The following is a 17178-nucleotide window of genomic DNA, read 5'->3' on the forward strand; positions in this document are numbered from 1 at the left end:
CTCATTTACCTATTTGCCGGTTTTGCAATCTATCTGCTTATAAACAATAGAATAGGGTGCGGTACTGTCCAGTTCCTCACGGCCATTGCTCGCGTTTACCTTCCAGGGTTGCTGGTACAAACCCTTATCGGTCAGCTTAAATTGTACCTTTATACTATCACGCACGCCCTCCTGCGTAAATCTCCACAGACCAGAAATCATACTGTCGCGCTTAGTGCCGGCAAAGTTTCCTTTGCGCTGGTCTTTGCCATCGGGTATCCATAGCATATCGCCATTTACATCGCCTTTGGTGATATGTAACGTGAGCCGCGTTGTATCCTGGTTAGCTGTCCCTGCAGTACTGATATAGCATAAGGTATCTGCTTGTGCTTCCTTACTGTCTTTATTTACCACGCCATATTTGCTGGGTGGCGGCTTTTGCTTCGAATCTTTATTATGACAGGCAACAGCAGCGATGGCAACTGCCGAAACAGTGATTATATTTCTTAATTGGGTTTTCCACATACCAAATACAACAAGTTGGTTTACATTCAGTTTGTAACAGCCATATTAATATCGTTTGTGAGATTTTGGCATAATTACATTTGGTTGTATCTTGCCTTTTTTTGACCGTTGCATGCTAAAAAAACTTCCGCACCCGATTACCCTGCTCATGCTTATTTTGTTGCTGGCCGCCATAGCTACCTGGCTGGTACCTGCCGGTAAATATGATACCCTGAGTTATAATCAGGGGAATAACTTTACCTATGCGCATGATAACGAAACCAAAGCGCTTCCATTTAGCCAGCGTATTTTGGATAGTTTACATATCCGCATCAGCATAAAAAGTTTTCAGCAGGGCAGCATCCGTAAGCCGGTATCGGTGCCTGGCAGTTACCATCATTTACCCCAGCAACGTCAAAGCTTCATTGAAGTGATCCAAGCGCCGCTGAGAGGCATTTATGATAGTGTGGACATTATGGTGTTTTTGCTGATGATAGGCGGCTTTATACAGGTATTTTATGCTACCGGTGCCATGGAAAGCGGCTTGAGCGCCCTGTCTGCACGCATGAAAAGGCACGAAGGCTGGCTTATTATTATCCTCACATTTTTGTTTTGTTTTGGCGGGGCATCTTACGGGATGGCCGAAGAAGGCCTGGCCTTTTATCCAATTTTAACGCCCTTGTTTTTGGCTGCGGGTTATGATGCGCTAATTCCGGTAGCTGTAATTTTTGGTGGAACCCAATTGGGTACGCTGGCTTCGTTCTCCAACCCTTTTGCTACCATTATTGCCTCCAATGCTGCAGGTATTAACTGGACCGATGGTTTGTATTTACGCTTAGGTGTTTTTGTGGCCAGTACCGCTTTTTACATCTACTATATTGTGCGCTATGCCAACAAAATACGTAGCCAACCTGAACTCTCGCTGGTTTACCGCCATAATGGAGCAGTTCCGGCTCTATTTGCAAACAATACTACTTCGGAAAAGCCGCTTCAGTTAAAAGTTAAATCGCAGCTTTTGTTATTGGTATTTCTGTTCACCTTTTTGGTGATGATTGGTGGAGTTATCTTTTTAGACTGGTGGTTACTTGAAATGTCGGCCGTATTTTTGGTGTCGTCTGTGCTGGTTGCACTCATTCAACGCATGAGCGAACCTGATTTTATTAGCAAGTTTATTCAAGGTGCTGAGGGTATGCTGGGTGTTTCACTCATTATTGCTACTGCCCGTGGCATTACGCAAATTCTCAACAACGGCAACATCAGCGATAGTATTTTATATTATACATCTCATGCAATCAGTCCATTGCCACATGCAGCTTTTATAATTTTATTGATGGTGCTGTACATGGTATTTAACTTATTTATTTCAAGCACCTCGGGTATGGCTGTGGTTACCATGCCGATTATTGCCCCATTGGGATATATGGTAGGCGTTCCGGGCTTTGTGATTGTAAATTGTTATTTGTTTGGAATGGGCATAATGGGTTTTTTATCCCCCACTGGCCTAATCTTGCCTAACCTCACCTTGGTAAATGTGAGTTTAAAAACATGGATCAAGTTCATTTGGCCTTTCCTTGTGTTTCTTTTCATTGGATGCAGCTTGATACTGGTAATGAGTTTATGATTACCACCACAATATGAATTTAACTAAAAATTAAAACCACTACCAGTTTGATAGGTTTTTCTAATAAATAACAACCACCATGGAAAAACCAATTTCAAGAAAAGAACACGGATTTACCGATTATTCTTACATACCATTAGCCCTGCTTGCACCAAAATTATTCGGTTTTAACAACGAAGATAAGGCAGTAACATTAACACGTGCGTTAGCCGGCAACATTATGGCCTCAAGTTTATTTACCCGCGCCGAATGGGGCTTGTTCAAAAAGATGCCTTATAAATATCATTTGGCTTTAGACGTAGCCGCAGGCGTATTTGCACTAAGCGCCCCCTGGCTATTTGGCTTTTCCAAAAATAAAAAAGCGCTCGGCACCTTTATTGGCTTAGGCTTGATGGGTATCATGGCCGGGAGCTTGTCGCGCGCCGAAGAGATGCCTGCGAAGAATTAGGCAGTAAAGTAACTTTCAAATGCTTGCAGCCCTTTAATGCTGTTGCAACACCTTTTCTGAAATAACTGTGAACAATAATTGCAGCAACCTGTTAGATAATTAACTCAAAGGAAATTATTTTTATGGAAAATACAGTGTCGTACGAAAAAACATTTTGGTTAGGCGGCGAATTCGAGGTGAACCGTTTAGGTTATGGTGCAATGCGCATTACAGGCAAAGGCATCTGGGGACCTCATGCCAATCATGATGAATCTATAAATGTGTTAAAACGTGCAGTTGAGTTGGGTGTGAATTTTATTGATACTGCCGACAGCTATGGCCCCAACGTATCTGAGGAATTAATTGCCGAAGCCCTGCATCCTTATAAAGAGAATCTGGTAATTGCTACCAAAGGTGGCTTACTACGTACAGGCCCGGATCAATGGCCGATTGATGCAAGCCCTGAACATTTGCAGGACGCTTTAGATGGAAGTTTAAAACGATTGAAAGTAGATCAGATTGATTTATACCAGTTGCATCGCATTGACTCTAAAGTGCCTGCCGAAAAAACTTTCGAATTTTTAAAAGGGATACAAGAACAGGGTAAAGTGAAGCACTTAGGTTTATCAGAAGTTTCAGTTGAAGATATACAACTCGCCCAGCAATACTTCGAAGTAGTTTCAGTGCAAAATATGTATAGCGTAGATAACCGAAAATGGGAATCTGTATTAGAGTATTGCGAAGAGCATAATATCGCCTTTATTCCCTGGTACCCGCTTAATGCAGGTAATGTAAAAAGCCAGGAAGTACTGCAGCGCGTGGCCGATCGCCGTGGCGCAACCGTACATCAGGTAGCTTTAAGTTGGCTGTTGCATCATTCTGATAATATCCTGCTGATACCAGGAACTTCAAGCGTAGCACACCTGGAAGAAAACATGAAAGCTGCAGGTGTTGAACTTACCGAGCAGGACATGGAAGAAATGAATGACATTTCTCAAGGCTAAAATATTGAGTTCGTACAGTGTTTGTTAAGTAGAGCGGGGTGTTGGGTAAACTAACATCCCGTTTTTTGTTCAGTGCGTTTAAATATACTACGAGGTGTGTATGATTGTTAACTACACTACTTTGTAAATCTTAAACTTTAAAATCAATTGATAAAATGCAGACACCGAGCAACAGATATATAATTCTGCAGTATATACCTTTACCGGGCGCAAAAATATATACTGCAGAATGTTTAAACGCTAAAAATTAGCTACCCTAAAAGGCTTTACATCTACGGTTTCCCATACTTTTTGGGTAATATAAGGCTCGTTCTGCTTCCATGCTTCCAGTTCTTCATCGCTTTCAAACTGCATCATCATTACCGAACCTATCATTTTGCCGTCTGCATTTAAAATTGCACCGCCCTGTATGTAGTTTCCTTTTTCTTTTAAAACCTTGGCACCATCCAAATGATGAGGACGCACGTCCATGCGGCGCTTTAGCGCATCTTCATCAGTATAGTCGTATCCTGTAATTAAATATTGATTCATTTTATTTTAAAGTTGAGTTATAGGTGAACAAGCAGGCTATACACCTGTTTTTAATTATTCAAACATATTAAAAGCTAAGTAAAACAGCGCTTCGGTATCACTATTTTAATTGAAATCCGTAGTAACTGTAATCAGTAACAATTAAAGATTAAAGCGAACTAGAGTGAAAGCTTAACAAATATTTTTATAACATTTGCCAATTATACATTTAACCAATGAACACCGACCAGCTTAAACAGAATTTCGAAGACATATACCAACATGCAGCGGCGCATATTTATTTTTCGCCGGGTCGTGTTAATCTGATAGGCGAACATATAGATTATAATGGCGGCCTGGTAATGCCCTGCGCTATTACATTCGGCACCTGGTTGCTCATTGCGCCCAATCAGGATCAGGTACTTCGTTTCCGGAGCGTAAATTTCGATGAGCAGGGAGAAGTCAAAGTGCAATCTTCCTACCAAAAACAACAGAAGAGCTGGTATAATTATCCCTTGGGGGTACTTCAGCATTTTGCTGAAGACGGGCACACATTGACCACAGGGTTCGATTTTCTGTACTTTGGCAATCTGCCGGTAGGTTCTGGGTTGTCATCTTCTGCTTCAATTGAAATTGTAACGGCTTTTGCTTTAAATGAAATACTGAACGCTGGTTATAAAAAAGTAGAACTGGTGAAGCTGGCCAAATGGGTGGAAAATAAGTTTATCGGGCTCAACAGCGGTATTATGGACCAGTTTGCTGTAGCCTTTGGCAGCGAAGGAAAAGCAATTGAACTGGACTGCGAAACATTGGATTACCACTTGGTAGATGTTGATTTAGGGGAATATCTGTTAGCCATTATTAATACGAACAAACCCCGCAAGCTGGCCGAATCTAAATACAACGAACGCGTGGCCGAATGCGCACAAGCCTTAGCTGCATTGCAACAAGAGTTACCGATCAAAAATTTGTGTGATATCAATGCTGACACTTTCAGGCAACACGCACATCTTATAACCGATGCTACAGTAGCTAAACGTGCACAACATGTAGTGGAGGAAAACGACCGGGTTAAACAGGCAGCCCAATTATTAAATAGTGGCGACTTAACAGGCTTTGGCCAGCTGATGTATGCCTCCCATCATTCTTTACGTGATTTATATGAGGTGAGCGGCATTGAACTTGATACCATTGAAGCTTTCAGCGAAACTTTTGACGGCGTAATTGGAGCCCGCATGACGGGTGCCGGTTTCGGCGGATGTGCTATTGCATTAGTTAAACGGGATGCTTTTGAAGATTACAGCTCAAAATTGACTGAACACTATACCCAAAAGATTGGCTATGCGCCAACAGTATATAGCTCTGTAATTGCTGATGGCGTGCACGAAGTAAAGGCGAATTAAGCCATGTATAAATATTTAAATTACTTTTGCTACCGCAATTGATCAGCACGTTACTATGCGCAAATTAAAGTTAGATGAACTAAACCGGGCCACTGTTGATGAATTTAAACAGCAGGATAAACTGAATATTGCAGTGGTGCTGGATAATGTGCGCAGCATGCATAATGTAGGCTCTATTTTTCGCACCTGTGATGGTTTTGCGGTAGAGCAGGTAGTGCTGTGCGGCATTACCGGCCAGCCTCCTCACCGTGAGATTGAAAAGACAGCATTGGGCGCTACCCAATCAGTATCCTGGACCTACGCAGCAGATACGCTAAGCGCTGTTAACCAACTACGCGCTGAAGGATATCGCATTGTTGCCATTGAACAGGCCGAAAACAGTGTGATGCTGAATGAGTTTCAGCCGCAGGACGACGTGAAATATGCCTTGATATTTGGTAATGAGGTAAATGGCGTGGATGACGAAGTAATGCAAACAATTGATACCTGTATTGAGATTCCACAGTTCGGTACCAAGCATTCATTTAATATCGTGGTATCAGCCGGTATTGTACTTTGGGACTTTTTCGCCAAGCTTAACTTTTAAAACACTTTTTACAAAGCAAAAGAGTAAGCTTTTGGCTTACTCTTCTCTATCCATTTCTTTTTTCAGTACTTTACTTTTAAATACCGTCTTTACAATATCGCTTAACGCAGCAAATGTGTTCTTTGCTTCCTGAGCCATACTGTGGGGAGCGAAAAAGCGGCTGTATACTTCCTTGCTCCAGGGCTTGGTGAATATGTCGTAATAATACTGCTCGTGTGGGTTTACCAGCACTTCAATATCATCTTTCCACTCATAGTTATTGGTGAGGAAGGTAGGATGTGTGCGGCACATAATTTTGTAGCCCATGGAGTGTCTGGGTAAATAATCCAGAAAAAAATCTCCAAAGTCCTGTTGTGGTTTGAACCCAATCACTTCTTTATCATACATCACCAGCTTTCCATCAATCTCCTGAATCAACCATTTATGCGAATCTTTGGGAATCAGGTACTCACCAAGTAATGACGGGGTTTCCATATAGCCGCGTGGCGATACACGGGTAATTTCACTTACAAAGGTAATGGGATCATCCACATGTTCCAGCACATGGCAGCAGGTACTGTAATCAAACTCTTTGTCTTTAAAAGGCAGGCTTTCACCATCGGCACAAACAAAAGTTTGATTGTTATAAACATACACATTACCGCTGCGGTGGGTATTATCGCTGGCATCGTATTTATCTACTACTACGTTAGCGCGCGGATGGGGATTATGACCACCGCCTACGTCCAGTACGCGATCGGTTTTTTTAACATTGATATGATATCGGTTTTTAGGTGTGCCAGTCTTCATGAAATAGCAATTATCAATCAGGATTTTACCGCCTAAAAGTAAACAATATTTCGTGATTGATTAATTTTTTAAATATTAATTTTCGGGAGACGATTTACCTTTTACACCACACATTAGGCGGCTGTTATTGTTGTATGGACATGGCAAAATTTATTGAACTGATAGACAAAAATAACCGGAACACATTAGTGAATGTAGACAACATTACCTCTGTGGTAATTTACAAAGACCCGGCAGAAGAGGTGAGAATTTACTTTTTAGGCAATGATGATTCGTACCTCACCATTAAAGAAACTTACGCCGAAATTAAGGAGATGCTGAAGGTAGTGACTGACGTGAGTACCAATTAAAATAAAAGAATCCATCAGGGTAAGCATATTAAAAACTTACCCTGATGAATATAGAAATTAAGCTTCAAATTTATAGCCTACTCCTTTTACCGTAGACACATAAGTGTCGCCAAGCTTTTCGCGCAGTTTGCGGATGTGTACATCAATGGTTCGGTTGGTTACCACTACCGAGTCTTCCCAGATGTTTTTCAAAATTACATCGCGGGTGTATACCTTACCGGGTTTTGATGCCAACAGATAAAGTAACTCGAATTCCTTTTTGGCTAACACCACTTTCTCGCCGTCTTTGAATACCAGATAAGCTTCGCGATCAATGGTAAGGTCTGATACTTGTAACTTATTTTCGGTGGTTTCTTCCGGTGCTGCGTTTCTGCGCAAAATAGCATTGATACGGCTTACCAGTGCACGTGGCTTTATGGGTTTGGCAATGTAGTCATCGGCACCCACATTAAAACCGGCAATTTCTGAATACTCTTCGCTGCGTGCAGTTAAAAACACCATGAAGGTATTTTTAAATTCGGGCATGGTACGCATAATGCGGCAGGCTTCAATGCCATCCATTTTAGGCATCATAATGTCCAGCACAATCAGGTCAGGCATAATGCGTTTGGCCTCGGCAACAGCTTCTTGTCCGTTGTGGGCTAAATAAACCTGGTATCCTTCCTTCTTTAAATTATATTCAATCAGCTCTAAAATATCAGGTTCGTCATCTACAATTAAAATCTTTTGTTTAGCGGTTGAACTCATAGAATAGTAATTTTGGTATAAAAGTAGCTGACTTTTGATTGCAAATGGTTAATACAATATTAACAAATTGTTAAAGGACACATTTTTTTAACCTTTTATTGAGCTTTAGTAAAAGTTTTGTTTAAAAACGCTTTCAAATCATCGCCGGTAATGTTTTTAGCCACGATAACTCCGTTCGGATCTATGATGAAATTAGAAGGTATAGCCTCTACCAAAAATTGTTTGGCTGTAGGATCATCCCACTTTTTCAGGTTTGAGGCCTGCTGCCAGGTGATATGATCGGCCTGAATAGCTTTCTGCCATGCAGCCTTGTCATCGTCTAATGACAGGCCCAGCACATTGAAGCCTTTATCTTTAAAAGCTGCATATTGCTTTACAATGTTTGGGTTTTCGGCGCGGCAAGGCGGGCACCACGAAGCCCAGAAATCCAGCATTACGTATTTGCCTTTGTAATCACTTAACTTAATTGGCTTGCCGTCAATAGTAGTTGAGGAAAAGTCAGGCGCCTTGTGCCCTATAGATACTGGTTTTACGCGTTCCATTTGCTGAATGAACTTTTGCACCAGCGGATCATGGTCAAACTTGCCTTTTATATCGTCAGCGTAGGTTACAAGTTGCTGCTCGTATCTGCTTGGGTCTACCGATAAAGCTGCATAAAATGCGGCCAGCGAATTTTTGTTTTTATCTATAAACTCAAGCGTAGCTTTACTACCCTCATCAATATTTTTTAAAAGTATTGGCCGGTAGACTTCTAACAGCGAATCGCGGTTCTTGTGTTCCTGCGCTTCGGCCTCAAACTGAGCGGTAAGTTTGGCGTTCTTAGCGGCATATACATTACCGATGCGGTTAAACTCCTGTATTTTTTCAGATTCAGGAGAACCAGTCACCTCGTAACTATGCGAGCTATCAGCCATGTCTGATTTGAAATTAATATCATCACCGTTCTTGGCAATAAAATCAAATATATTTTCGCCTATTTGTAATTTGAACAACTTATCATAAGGCGCTGCATGTTTGAACTGAAAGGTATGCTGGCCATTGATGGTTGCCGAATCTACCTTGCGCATTTCGGTACTGTCTATTTCAACCAAAAAAACAGTTTGATCAGGCTTAACATTATCTACATTGCCCGACACGGTAAATGTTTTTTCGTTTTTGCAGGATGATATTGCTGCCACGGCAGCCACCATCAGTCCGCACACATATAAAGGGGTTTTCATATTATTTACTTTCTAATGCTTTGGTTAATATACGGGTAGTTTCCTTAGGGTCGATTTTACCTTTCGAGCGTTTCATAATCTCGCCCATAAACAATCCTAATACGCCTTTTTTACCTTTTTGGTATTCCTTTACCTTATCCGGGTATTTTGCCAGCGCTTCAGAAACATACTGCTCCAGTTCGCTGGTATCATTACTTATGGTTAAGTTCAATTCAGCAGCCAGCTGCTTTACCTCTTTTCCGGGTTGTTTAATTAATGCCGGGAACAATTGCTGTGCCGCTGCGGTGTAGCTTACCTCATTGCTTTGCACCAGTTCAATAATTTCCGCCAGTTGTGACGGGGCTACTTCAAAATTGCTGATACTTTGAGCGGTTTCGTTGAGGTATGATTTAACAGGGCCCATTAACCAGTTGGCGGCTGATTTATAATGCGGAGTGGCAGCGATCAGGCTTTCAAAATAATAAGCTATATCAAATTCGGCCGTCAATACACCGGCATCATAAGCAGACAAGCCTAACTGCTGCGTGTACTTATCAAATAACTCGTTAGGCAGTGCAGGCATACTTTTTTTCACCTGTTCGAGGTACTCGGGGGTAAGTTGCACAGGTTGCAAATCGGGCTCCGGAAAGTAGCGATAATCATTAGCCATCTCTTTCGATCGCAGCACTGAGGTCTGACCGGTATCGGCATCAAAGTTCAGGGTATTTTGCTCTATGTAACCACCGGCTTCAATTACACTTACCTGCCGGGCAAATTCATGCTCAATAGCTCTCTGTAAATTGCGGATAGAGTTTAAGTTTTTAACCTCACAGCGGTTGCCCAATTTGGTTTCGCCTTTTAGCTTTACCGATATGTTGGCATCGCAGCGCATACTGCCCTCTTCCATATTACCATCACAAATGTTCAGGTAACGTACCAGCTTACGCAACTCGGTTAAATATTGTACAGCTTCTTCACTACTGCGAATATCGGGATCAGAAACAATTTCGAGCAGAGGCACTCCTGCCCTGTTCAAATCAATCATTGAATTTGCGCTGCCTTGCTCGTGTATACTTTTACCGGCATCTTCTTCCATATGAATATGGTGGATGGCGATATTCCGTTCAGTGCCATCAGCCAGCTTTACAGGCACATAACCTCCTACACAAATCGGGTATTGGTCTTGAGTTACCTGGTAGCCTTTAGGCAAATCGGCATAAAAATAATTTTTACGGGCGAAGGTATTGTACAAGCTGATCTCACAATGGCAGGCCAAACCCAATTTTACTGCATACTCAACTGCAGTTTTATTCAGTTTAGGTAAGGTACCCGGATGCCCTAATGACACGGCGCTTATGTGCTGATTGGGCCCTGCCCCATAAGCTGCGCTATCTGAAGAAAATATTTTGCTTTGTGTAGATAACTGTACGTGAACCTCGAGCCCTACCACCAATTCGTACTTTGGGTTTGTTGCAACCTGTTCTGCCATTCGATGTAGATAATTAGACACTTATGCGTTGCTGCATACCCGGCAAATGTAATTAATACTTACCAATTCTGCTTCATGCCGTCACATTCGGCATAAACGTTGAACACAGCACCTTAAACGCCTTTTAACTGATTCTACTTAAATAATATTACTAAGTTAATAACAACCGCTTGCGTTTATAGACAATACGGGTTTTATCAACAATTAAAATTGTTGATATTGAATAATAAACTATTCTGAAGAACTGCTGTTTGAACTCATAAATCTATCAATTAATTGACGTTGCTAATCATGTTTGCCTTTGGCTAACCTTTTTACTAACAGTGTTTATGAATACAGATACCATGATAAAACCTGCATTTAAAAAGGCAGGATCAGATGATTTTTTTAAGGAGCTCAATCAGGAAGTACAAAAACGAGTGCTTACCAATAAAAAAGTACAACAAAAAATAGTAATTAAGTCTGTTTTATTGGTGGTGCTATACTTTGCAATTTACAGTTGTATTCTTTTATTCGGGAATAATACCCAGCTACTTTTCTTCTTTTACATTGCCACCGGCTTTACCATGATTATGGTTTTCCTTAACGGATTTCATGATGCCGCGCATGGTGCTGTGTTTAAAAGCCGCCGCCATAACGAATGGTATACTTATGTGCTTGAACTATTCGGCAGCAATAGTTATATCTGGAAAAAGCGTCATTTATTGCTGCATCACCCCTATCCGAACATGCAGCACTGGGATATTGATGTAAAGCAAAGCGATATAGTACATATCTTCCCGGAAAGTCCGCGCAAAAGGGTGCATGAGTACCAGCACCTGTATATGTGGCCGCTTTACTTATTTTATACAATGAATTGGTTATTTGTACGCGATTTTAAGGATTTCTTCGGCACTAAAGACAATTACCTGAAGCGGGTAACCAAAATACCTGCCATTGAGTACGTAAAGCTGTTTGCGGCAAAAATTCTCAACCTGTTCTTATTATTGGGCTTACCCATCATGGTGCTTAATCAGCCCTGGTATATGGTATTGGCTGCATTTTTAGTAATGCACCTAACGGCAAGCGCCTTCGGTGTAACGGCGTTGCTTTCTACACACGCCGATGAGCATGCCGAATTTCCGCTGCCACCTGAGGACGGCCGCATAGACATGACATGGGCTATGTACCAGATACAGGAGACAAAAGATTTCAGTCCGGACAGCAAAGTAGCCAATTTCTTATTTGGAGGGTTCAACCATCATGTGGCCCATCATTTGTTCCCAACAGTGGCTCACACTTATTACCCGGCTATTACACCCATCATACGCGAGTTTGCTGAAAAGTATGACCTGCCTTATCGTTCGTACCCAATGGTAACTGCAATACGCTCACACTTTATGTTGTTAAAGAAAAGCGGTATACCGCACGAAAGCATTTTTGCTACAGGCGAACTTTAAAAGACATTTCGGAGCCGCAAAAGAGGCCAGTCAGTATTTACTGACTGGCCTCTTTTGCCCAGTGCTGATGGTAAATTGCCCCCAAACCGGGCTTAACATCCGTGATTAAAAATATACCGGTGCCGTACTCACGGGCGGTTTTGTTTTCAACACCACCAACCCTAACGATTTTGCCTGATAACGGCTGCAAATCACTTACATCGTTATCATCGCTGATATAAAGTATATGATTTGCTTTTAGCCAAGCCGGCGCCCAAAGCGCAAAGCTGCTGTTCAAACTTACCACATCAGGCAATTTGTATTGCTTATGGTAATAATGTATGGCTGCTGCTTCGCCGTAATTGTCGGTAAATATTACGGTTTGGCGTTGCTGTGCAGGTGATAGCTGATGATAAGCTGCTGCCGTTTTCTGAACCATTTCTTCCCAACCAAACATGTCGGCATAATCCTGGGTGATGGGATGTATTTTTTGATCTTCCCAGGTAGTAGTAAAGTTTAAAGATTTGAAGTGCTGATGAACATAAGTAAAAAAGCGCTTGGTTTGGCTAATAGGCAAAACAGGCAATACAATTGGCAGCAACAGCAGATTAGGAACTACCACTAAAAAAAGTAAACCTCCAAGTAAAACAGGTTTCCATTTATTGACCCAATGCGATAGTATTGCCCCTCCGGCAGCGAACAACATGGGATAAGCACCGAAGAGGTAATAAGCTTTACCATTCATCTTTAACAGGAAAATAAAAACTAACAAATAAGCCAGGCCAATAAACCTATAGGGTTTCAAATACCTGCTTGTTAGTACGGCAATTAAGCCTATCATCCAGATTAGCCCGGCTAAACCGTTTACCAAAAATTGCTGAATGATGAAATCAGCAGGGTTAACGTAATCCAGCTGTTCAGCTTTCAACTTGCGCATATGGGTAATTACCGGCCAGTGATGCAGGTACTGCCATATGATATTAGGTAAAAAAACGATGGCGGTTATGAGTAAGGCTAATAATGTAGTTTTGTTAAGAAACCGTTTACGTTGCGGTGTAGCCAATACGCCAATTAATAAAGCGAAGGCAAAAAACGCCATACTGTATTTGGTAAGCATACCTAAGCCAACAACCAGACCCAACTCGTATAAGTACATTCTTCGCCCGCTGTTTATACATTTCACAGTAAGCCATGCAGAAATTACCCACCATAGCTGATCAAATACCACAGGCTGAAACAGGTAATCGCTGGCAGAAAACGCAGGTGAAAAAATAAGGCTCAAACATGCCAGGGCTACAGCAAACCGGCCGCCGCCAAATTCTATCACCATTAAACCGGTAAACCACACTATTAATCCGGCAGCAATAGCAGGAAATATACGGGCTGCTATCAGCGATTTGCCGAATAACGTAATACTCAATTTAGCTAATAACCCAATTAATGGAGGCACCTCTTTATACCCCCAATCCAAATGGTCGCCCAAGGCTAAATGCAGCAGTTCATCCCGGTGAAAGCCAAAGTGCGGAGCGGCTAAAAAGTTAAGCAGTAATTTTAATGCAACAAACGCAAGTAAAAGAGTGTAGTAGCTTTGAAGCTTGTATTTTTGTAAGGCTGACATGGTTGTGTTGCCCTAAAATTATACATTACTTTCCATTATATAATGGGTCTATCTGCCTGATATGAAAATACATATTAAAAACATGGTTTGCCGCCGCTGCCTAATGGCTGTTGAGGATTTGCTCAGACAGGCAGGTTACACTGTTAAAGAAGTGCACTTGGGCGAGGCAATTATTGAAGAAAACCTCAGCGCTGATGATTTGCAGCAACTCAACCTAAAACTTAAGCATTTGGGGTTTGAATTGCTTGACAGTTATAAAGGCGGTATTGTTAACCAGATAAAAACCTTAATTATTGACCTGGTTCATCATCAAACCCAACCAATCAAAACCAATTTATCCGACTATTTAACAGCAAGAATACCTTACGAGTACAACTACCTCAGCAATACATTCTCTGAACTGGAAAGTAACACGGTAGAAAAATTTTATATTCAACAAAAGATAGAAAAAGCGAAGGAACTGCTTACATATGACGAGCTTACATTAAGCCAAATTGCCCACCAGCTGGGCTATAGCAGTGTAGCACATTTATCTAACCAGTTCAAAAGATTAACTGGCTTAACGCCCGGACATTTCAAAGCGATTGGAAGCAAAAAGCGGCATCGCATTGAAGACCTGTAAATAATGCAAAGAACACATAAAATTATGTAACAGTGTAAGCGCTGTTACCCCCTATCTTTGTGTTTATTAAATTAATTATGACACATACTTATCAAATCAGCGGCATGACATGTGCCGGCTGCCAATATAAAGTTCAACATTTACTGAGCCAGGTGCCCGGCGTTACCGGTACAGAGGTAGATTTGGCTAAAGGCGAGGCAACCATCGAAATGACCTCGCATTTGTCTGCCAGCACTTTTCAACTGGCGTTAAAAGATTATCCAAAATATCAATTAAGCGAAGCGGCTACTGAAACTTACCACGATAGTGCAACTAACGATGACACCCGCTCGTGGTTAGAAACGTATAAGCCTATTGTGCTCATATTTGGTTACTTGTTAACCATCTCGTTAATTGCCGGCAATACTGTTTTGGGTTTCGATTGGATAGTGGCTATGCGTGTGTTCATGGCGGGCTTCTTCCTTACATTTTCCTTCTTCAAATTATTAAACCTGGATGGCTTTGCCGACAGCTACCAGATGTATGATGTAGTTGCCCGTAAATTTAAAAGCTGGGGGTACATTTATGCGCTTATTGAACTGGCTTTGGGCATAGCTTATGCTACTGATTTTAACCCGGTAATTACTAATGGGGTGGCATTTATAGTAATGCTGGTAAGCATTGTAGGCGTATTGCAAACGGTATTGAATAAGCGTTCTATCCAGTGCGCCTGCTTGGGCGCCGTATTTAACCTGCCCATGAGTACTGTTACCATTATTGAAGACGGGCTGATGATTGCCATGAGTGGTATCATGTTATACCAGATGATATAGACGTTGGTATTTGCAGCTTTTGTTACATCATAAATTTAAATCCATTAAATAATAATGCTGTGCAATCTGTACTATTGCCCAGCATTATTATTTATTGCTCCGCCTCGATGAAATTTTTTCACCTTTGTTGTGCACTGTTACTTGTATGGACGGGTATATTCGGCCAGCAAAAGCTGAACAAAGAACCCAGTTTGGCCGAATACTCTTACTTGTTGTACGGTGACATTTATCCTGCCGTAAAACCTTACGGCATTGTAAAAGCTACCGGATTTTTTGTGAGCTATAATGGTAAAACTTATCTGGCTACTGCCAGCCACGTGTTTTCGGGCTGGAATGGCCATGATTATGAAACTTACTTCCCAAAACAGTGGTACATCAGATTATTAAAAAGAGGAAGCAGCACTTTTGACTTCTTTGCGTTGAATATTAGAAATGTTGTATACAAAAGCCCTTCTGTGCCCTATACACAAGAGCCGGATTTATGCCTGTATGAAGCACATATCCCGGCTGGCTATCAAATCAATCCGATCAATAAGTTTTTAAACGGCATTAGCAGTATTCCGGTTAGTGGTATATTAACCACTTATGGCTATCCGGCGCATTATTTAAAAACCAAGGCTGCTTCCCTGGCACTGCCGCCTGTCCGGTCAACACTCACCGCTTTAACCAGTATATCATCGAAATATGCCCTCCGTTTGGAAGATGGCAAAACCGACGAAGTTAACTACCGGGTAGGTTATGCTCGTTACGAACAAATAGGACCAGGATATTCAGGCAGCCCGGTATTTTATACGCAAAATAATCAAATTTACTTTGCAGGCATTTTAGCGTTCGGTAACTCACAGGTTGCCAATGTGGTTAAACCTCACTACCTGATGAAAGCGTTGAACAGCATTAAAGCGCAGGAAAAGAAATCAATTCGCTAATTATAACCTAACTGCCCTATCCCTTAAGAGATGGTCAGCCAATACCAAAGCAGCCATAGCTTCTACAATGGGTACGGCACGGGGAACCACACAGGGATCATGCCGGCCCTTACCCTGAATTTGGGCTGCATTACCTTCGGCATCAATGGTATTTTGGTTAGTCATGATGGTGGCCACAGGTTTAAAAGCAACTTTAAACTCAATAGGCATACCATTACTAATCCCGCCCTGAATGCCTCCTGAATAGTTAGTAAGCGTCTGCACAGCTCCTTCGCTGTTTCTGATGAAGATGTCGTTATGTTCAGAGCCCAGCATCTCGCTGCCTGTAAAACCCGAACCATATTCAAAACCATGTACGGCGTTGATGCTCAGCATGGCTTTACCTAAATCGGCATGCAGCTTATCAAACACCGGCTCGCCCAGGCCCACCGGGCAGCCGGTAATATAACAGCTCACTTTACCGCCAATAGTGTCGCCCTGCTTGCGTATTTCATCAATGCGTGCAATCATCTCTTCGGCAGTGGCCGGATCAGCACAGCGCACAATATTGCTTTCGCGAACCGAGATGAAATTTTCAGCGTTTTTGAAATCAACATTAGGCGCATCAATTTTACCAACACTGCTTACATGGGCCAGCACATCAATACCTGCCTGCTTAAGCAACAGTTTGGCAACAGCACCGGCTGCCACCCGCGCAGCGGTTTCACGGGCTGATGATCGACCTCCACCCCGATGGTCGCGGATGCCGTATTTAGTTTGGTAAGTATAGTCGGCATGTGATGGCCGGAAAACATCCTGGTTATGACTGTAATCTTTGGAGCGCTGGTCTTCATTCGGTATCAGCATGGCAATTGGGGTGCCCGTGCTTGTACCTTCAAACATACCCGAAAGTATTTGTACCGTATCACTCTCCTTACGCTGGGTGGTAATTTTTGATTGCCCCGGTTTACGCTTATCAAGCTCTGCCTGAATGTAATCCAGGTCTAACTCCACTCCTGCCGGACAACCATCAATAATAACCCCAATGGCTACGCCATGCGATTCGCCGAAGGTGGTAATACGAAATAATTGCCCGAAAGAATTGCCTGCCATAGTTGTACCGGATTATGAAGAAATATAGACAAAGGATAAAAGACTTTGCTATGCAAATATGTGAATTTTTGCGCAATAACCG

Annotated in this window: 18 protein-coding genes; 10 read left to right on the forward strand and 8 right to left on the reverse strand. The window is 42.0% G+C overall.

Translation table 11 applies throughout. From position 1 onward, the window contains the following. Window positions 1-9: 9 nt before the first annotated feature. Window positions 10-504, reverse strand: a complete 495-nt coding sequence (locus ACYVNW_RS05875; protein WP_460678917.1) for a hypothetical protein — start codon at window positions 502-504, stop codon at window positions 10-12. A gap of 112 nt (window positions 505-616) precedes the next feature. On the opposite strand from ACYVNW_RS05875, the gene ACYVNW_RS05880 reads away from it, so the two are divergent. The 3 genes from ACYVNW_RS05880 to ACYVNW_RS05890 all read left to right on the forward strand — a co-directional run bounded on the left by ACYVNW_RS05880 (window position 617) and on the right by ACYVNW_RS05890 (window position 3535). Then, window positions 617-2104, forward strand: a complete 1488-nt coding sequence (locus ACYVNW_RS05880; protein WP_460678918.1) for a YfcC family protein — start codon at window positions 617-619, stop codon at window positions 2102-2104. 79 nt (window positions 2105-2183) lie between these two features. After that, a complete protein-coding gene (locus ACYVNW_RS05885) occupies window positions 2184-2552 on the forward strand; it encodes an SPW repeat domain-containing protein (RefSeq protein WP_460678919.1) in 369 nt (122 codons plus the stop codon). 122 nt (window positions 2553-2674) lie between these two features. Next, window positions 2675-3535, forward strand: a complete 861-nt coding sequence (locus ACYVNW_RS05890; protein ID WP_460678920.1) for an aldo/keto reductase — start codon at window positions 2675-2677, stop codon at window positions 3533-3535. 240 nt (window positions 3536-3775) lie between these two features. On the opposite strand, the gene ACYVNW_RS05895 is transcribed toward ACYVNW_RS05890, so the two are convergent. After that, window positions 3776-4066 (reverse strand): YciI family protein, encoded by a 291-nt coding sequence (locus ACYVNW_RS05895; RefSeq protein ID WP_460678921.1) that lies wholly within the window; start codon window positions 4064-4066, stop codon window positions 3776-3778. Between the two features lie 215 nt (window positions 4067-4281). Between ACYVNW_RS05895 and ACYVNW_RS05900 the strand changes: the two genes are divergently transcribed. Both ACYVNW_RS05900 and ACYVNW_RS05905 read left to right on the forward strand, forming a co-directional pair. Further along, window positions 4282-5448, forward strand: a complete 1167-nt coding sequence (locus ACYVNW_RS05900) for a galactokinase (RefSeq protein WP_460678922.1) — start codon at window positions 4282-4284, stop codon at window positions 5446-5448. A 55-nt stretch (window positions 5449-5503) separates the two neighbouring features. Further along, entirely contained in the window at window positions 5504-6034 is a 531-nt protein-coding gene (locus ACYVNW_RS05905) for an RNA methyltransferase (protein WP_460678923.1), read from the forward strand. A gap of 36 nt (window positions 6035-6070) precedes the next feature. Here the strand turns inward: ACYVNW_RS05905 and ACYVNW_RS05910 are convergent, their stop codons facing one another. Beyond that, on the reverse strand, window positions 6071-6823 hold the full coding sequence (locus tag ACYVNW_RS05910; RefSeq protein WP_460678924.1) for a class I SAM-dependent methyltransferase: 753 nt from the start codon (window positions 6821-6823) through the stop codon (window positions 6071-6073). A 140-nt stretch (window positions 6824-6963) separates the two neighbouring features. On the opposite strand from ACYVNW_RS05910, the gene ACYVNW_RS05915 reads away from it, so the two are divergent. Beyond that, window positions 6964-7173, forward strand: coding sequence for a hypothetical protein (locus ACYVNW_RS05915; RefSeq protein ID WP_460678925.1), 210 nt, complete (start codon window positions 6964-6966; stop codon window positions 7171-7173). Window positions 7174-7230: 57 nt separating this feature from the next. Here ACYVNW_RS05915 and ACYVNW_RS05920 read toward each other — a convergent pair whose 3' ends face one another. From ACYVNW_RS05920 to gatB, 3 genes are all read right to left on the reverse strand, one after another. Continuing rightward, a complete protein-coding gene (locus ACYVNW_RS05920) occupies window positions 7231-7920 on the reverse strand; it encodes a response regulator transcription factor (RefSeq protein ID WP_460678926.1) in 690 nt (229 codons plus the stop codon). A gap of 95 nt (window positions 7921-8015) precedes the next feature. Then, the gene (locus tag ACYVNW_RS05925; protein WP_460678927.1) at window positions 8016-9140 is read right to left on the reverse strand and encodes a redoxin domain-containing protein; all 1125 of its coding nucleotides are present in this window, start codon (window positions 9138-9140) and stop codon (window positions 8016-8018) included. A gap of 1 nt (window position 9141) precedes the next feature. Then, entirely contained in the window at window positions 9142-10608 is a 1467-nt protein-coding gene (gene gatB, locus ACYVNW_RS05930) for an Asp-tRNA(Asn)/Glu-tRNA(Gln) amidotransferase subunit GatB (protein WP_460678928.1), read from the reverse strand. Window positions 10609-10937: 329 nt separating this feature from the next. On the opposite strand from gatB, the gene ACYVNW_RS05935 reads away from it, so the two are divergent. Then, entirely contained in the window at window positions 10938-12047 is a 1110-nt protein-coding gene (locus tag ACYVNW_RS05935) for a fatty acid desaturase family protein (RefSeq protein WP_460678929.1), read from the forward strand. Between the two features lie 37 nt (window positions 12048-12084). Here the strand turns inward: ACYVNW_RS05935 and ACYVNW_RS05940 are convergent, their stop codons facing one another. Further along, complete coding sequence (locus ACYVNW_RS05940; protein WP_460678930.1) at window positions 12085-13644, reverse strand: glycosyltransferase family 39 protein; 1560 nt, start codon at window positions 13642-13644, stop codon at window positions 12085-12087. A 61-nt stretch (window positions 13645-13705) separates the two neighbouring features. Between ACYVNW_RS05940 and ACYVNW_RS05945 the strand changes: the two genes are divergently transcribed. The 3 genes from ACYVNW_RS05945 (at window position 13706) to ACYVNW_RS05955 (ending at window position 16004) form a co-directional block, all read left to right on the forward strand. Then, on the forward strand, window positions 13706-14266 hold the full coding sequence (locus ACYVNW_RS05945; RefSeq protein WP_460678931.1) for a helix-turn-helix domain-containing protein: 561 nt from the start codon (window positions 13706-13708) through the stop codon (window positions 14264-14266). A 77-nt stretch (window positions 14267-14343) separates the two neighbouring features. Continuing rightward, complete coding sequence (locus ACYVNW_RS05950) at window positions 14344-15078, forward strand: heavy-metal-associated domain-containing protein (RefSeq protein ID WP_460678932.1); 735 nt, start codon at window positions 14344-14346, stop codon at window positions 15076-15078. A 107-nt stretch (window positions 15079-15185) separates the two neighbouring features. After that, window positions 15186-16004, forward strand: coding sequence for a hypothetical protein (locus ACYVNW_RS05955; protein ID WP_460678933.1), 819 nt, complete (start codon window positions 15186-15188; stop codon window positions 16002-16004). On the opposite strand, the gene aroC is transcribed toward ACYVNW_RS05955, so the two are convergent. Continuing rightward, window positions 16005-17096, reverse strand: a complete 1092-nt coding sequence (aroC, locus tag ACYVNW_RS05960; protein WP_460678934.1) for a chorismate synthase — start codon at window positions 17094-17096, stop codon at window positions 16005-16007. It abuts the gene before it with no gap. Window positions 17097-17178: the final 82 nt, after the last annotated feature.

It is taken from the genome of Mucilaginibacter koreensis (assembly GCF_054783355.1).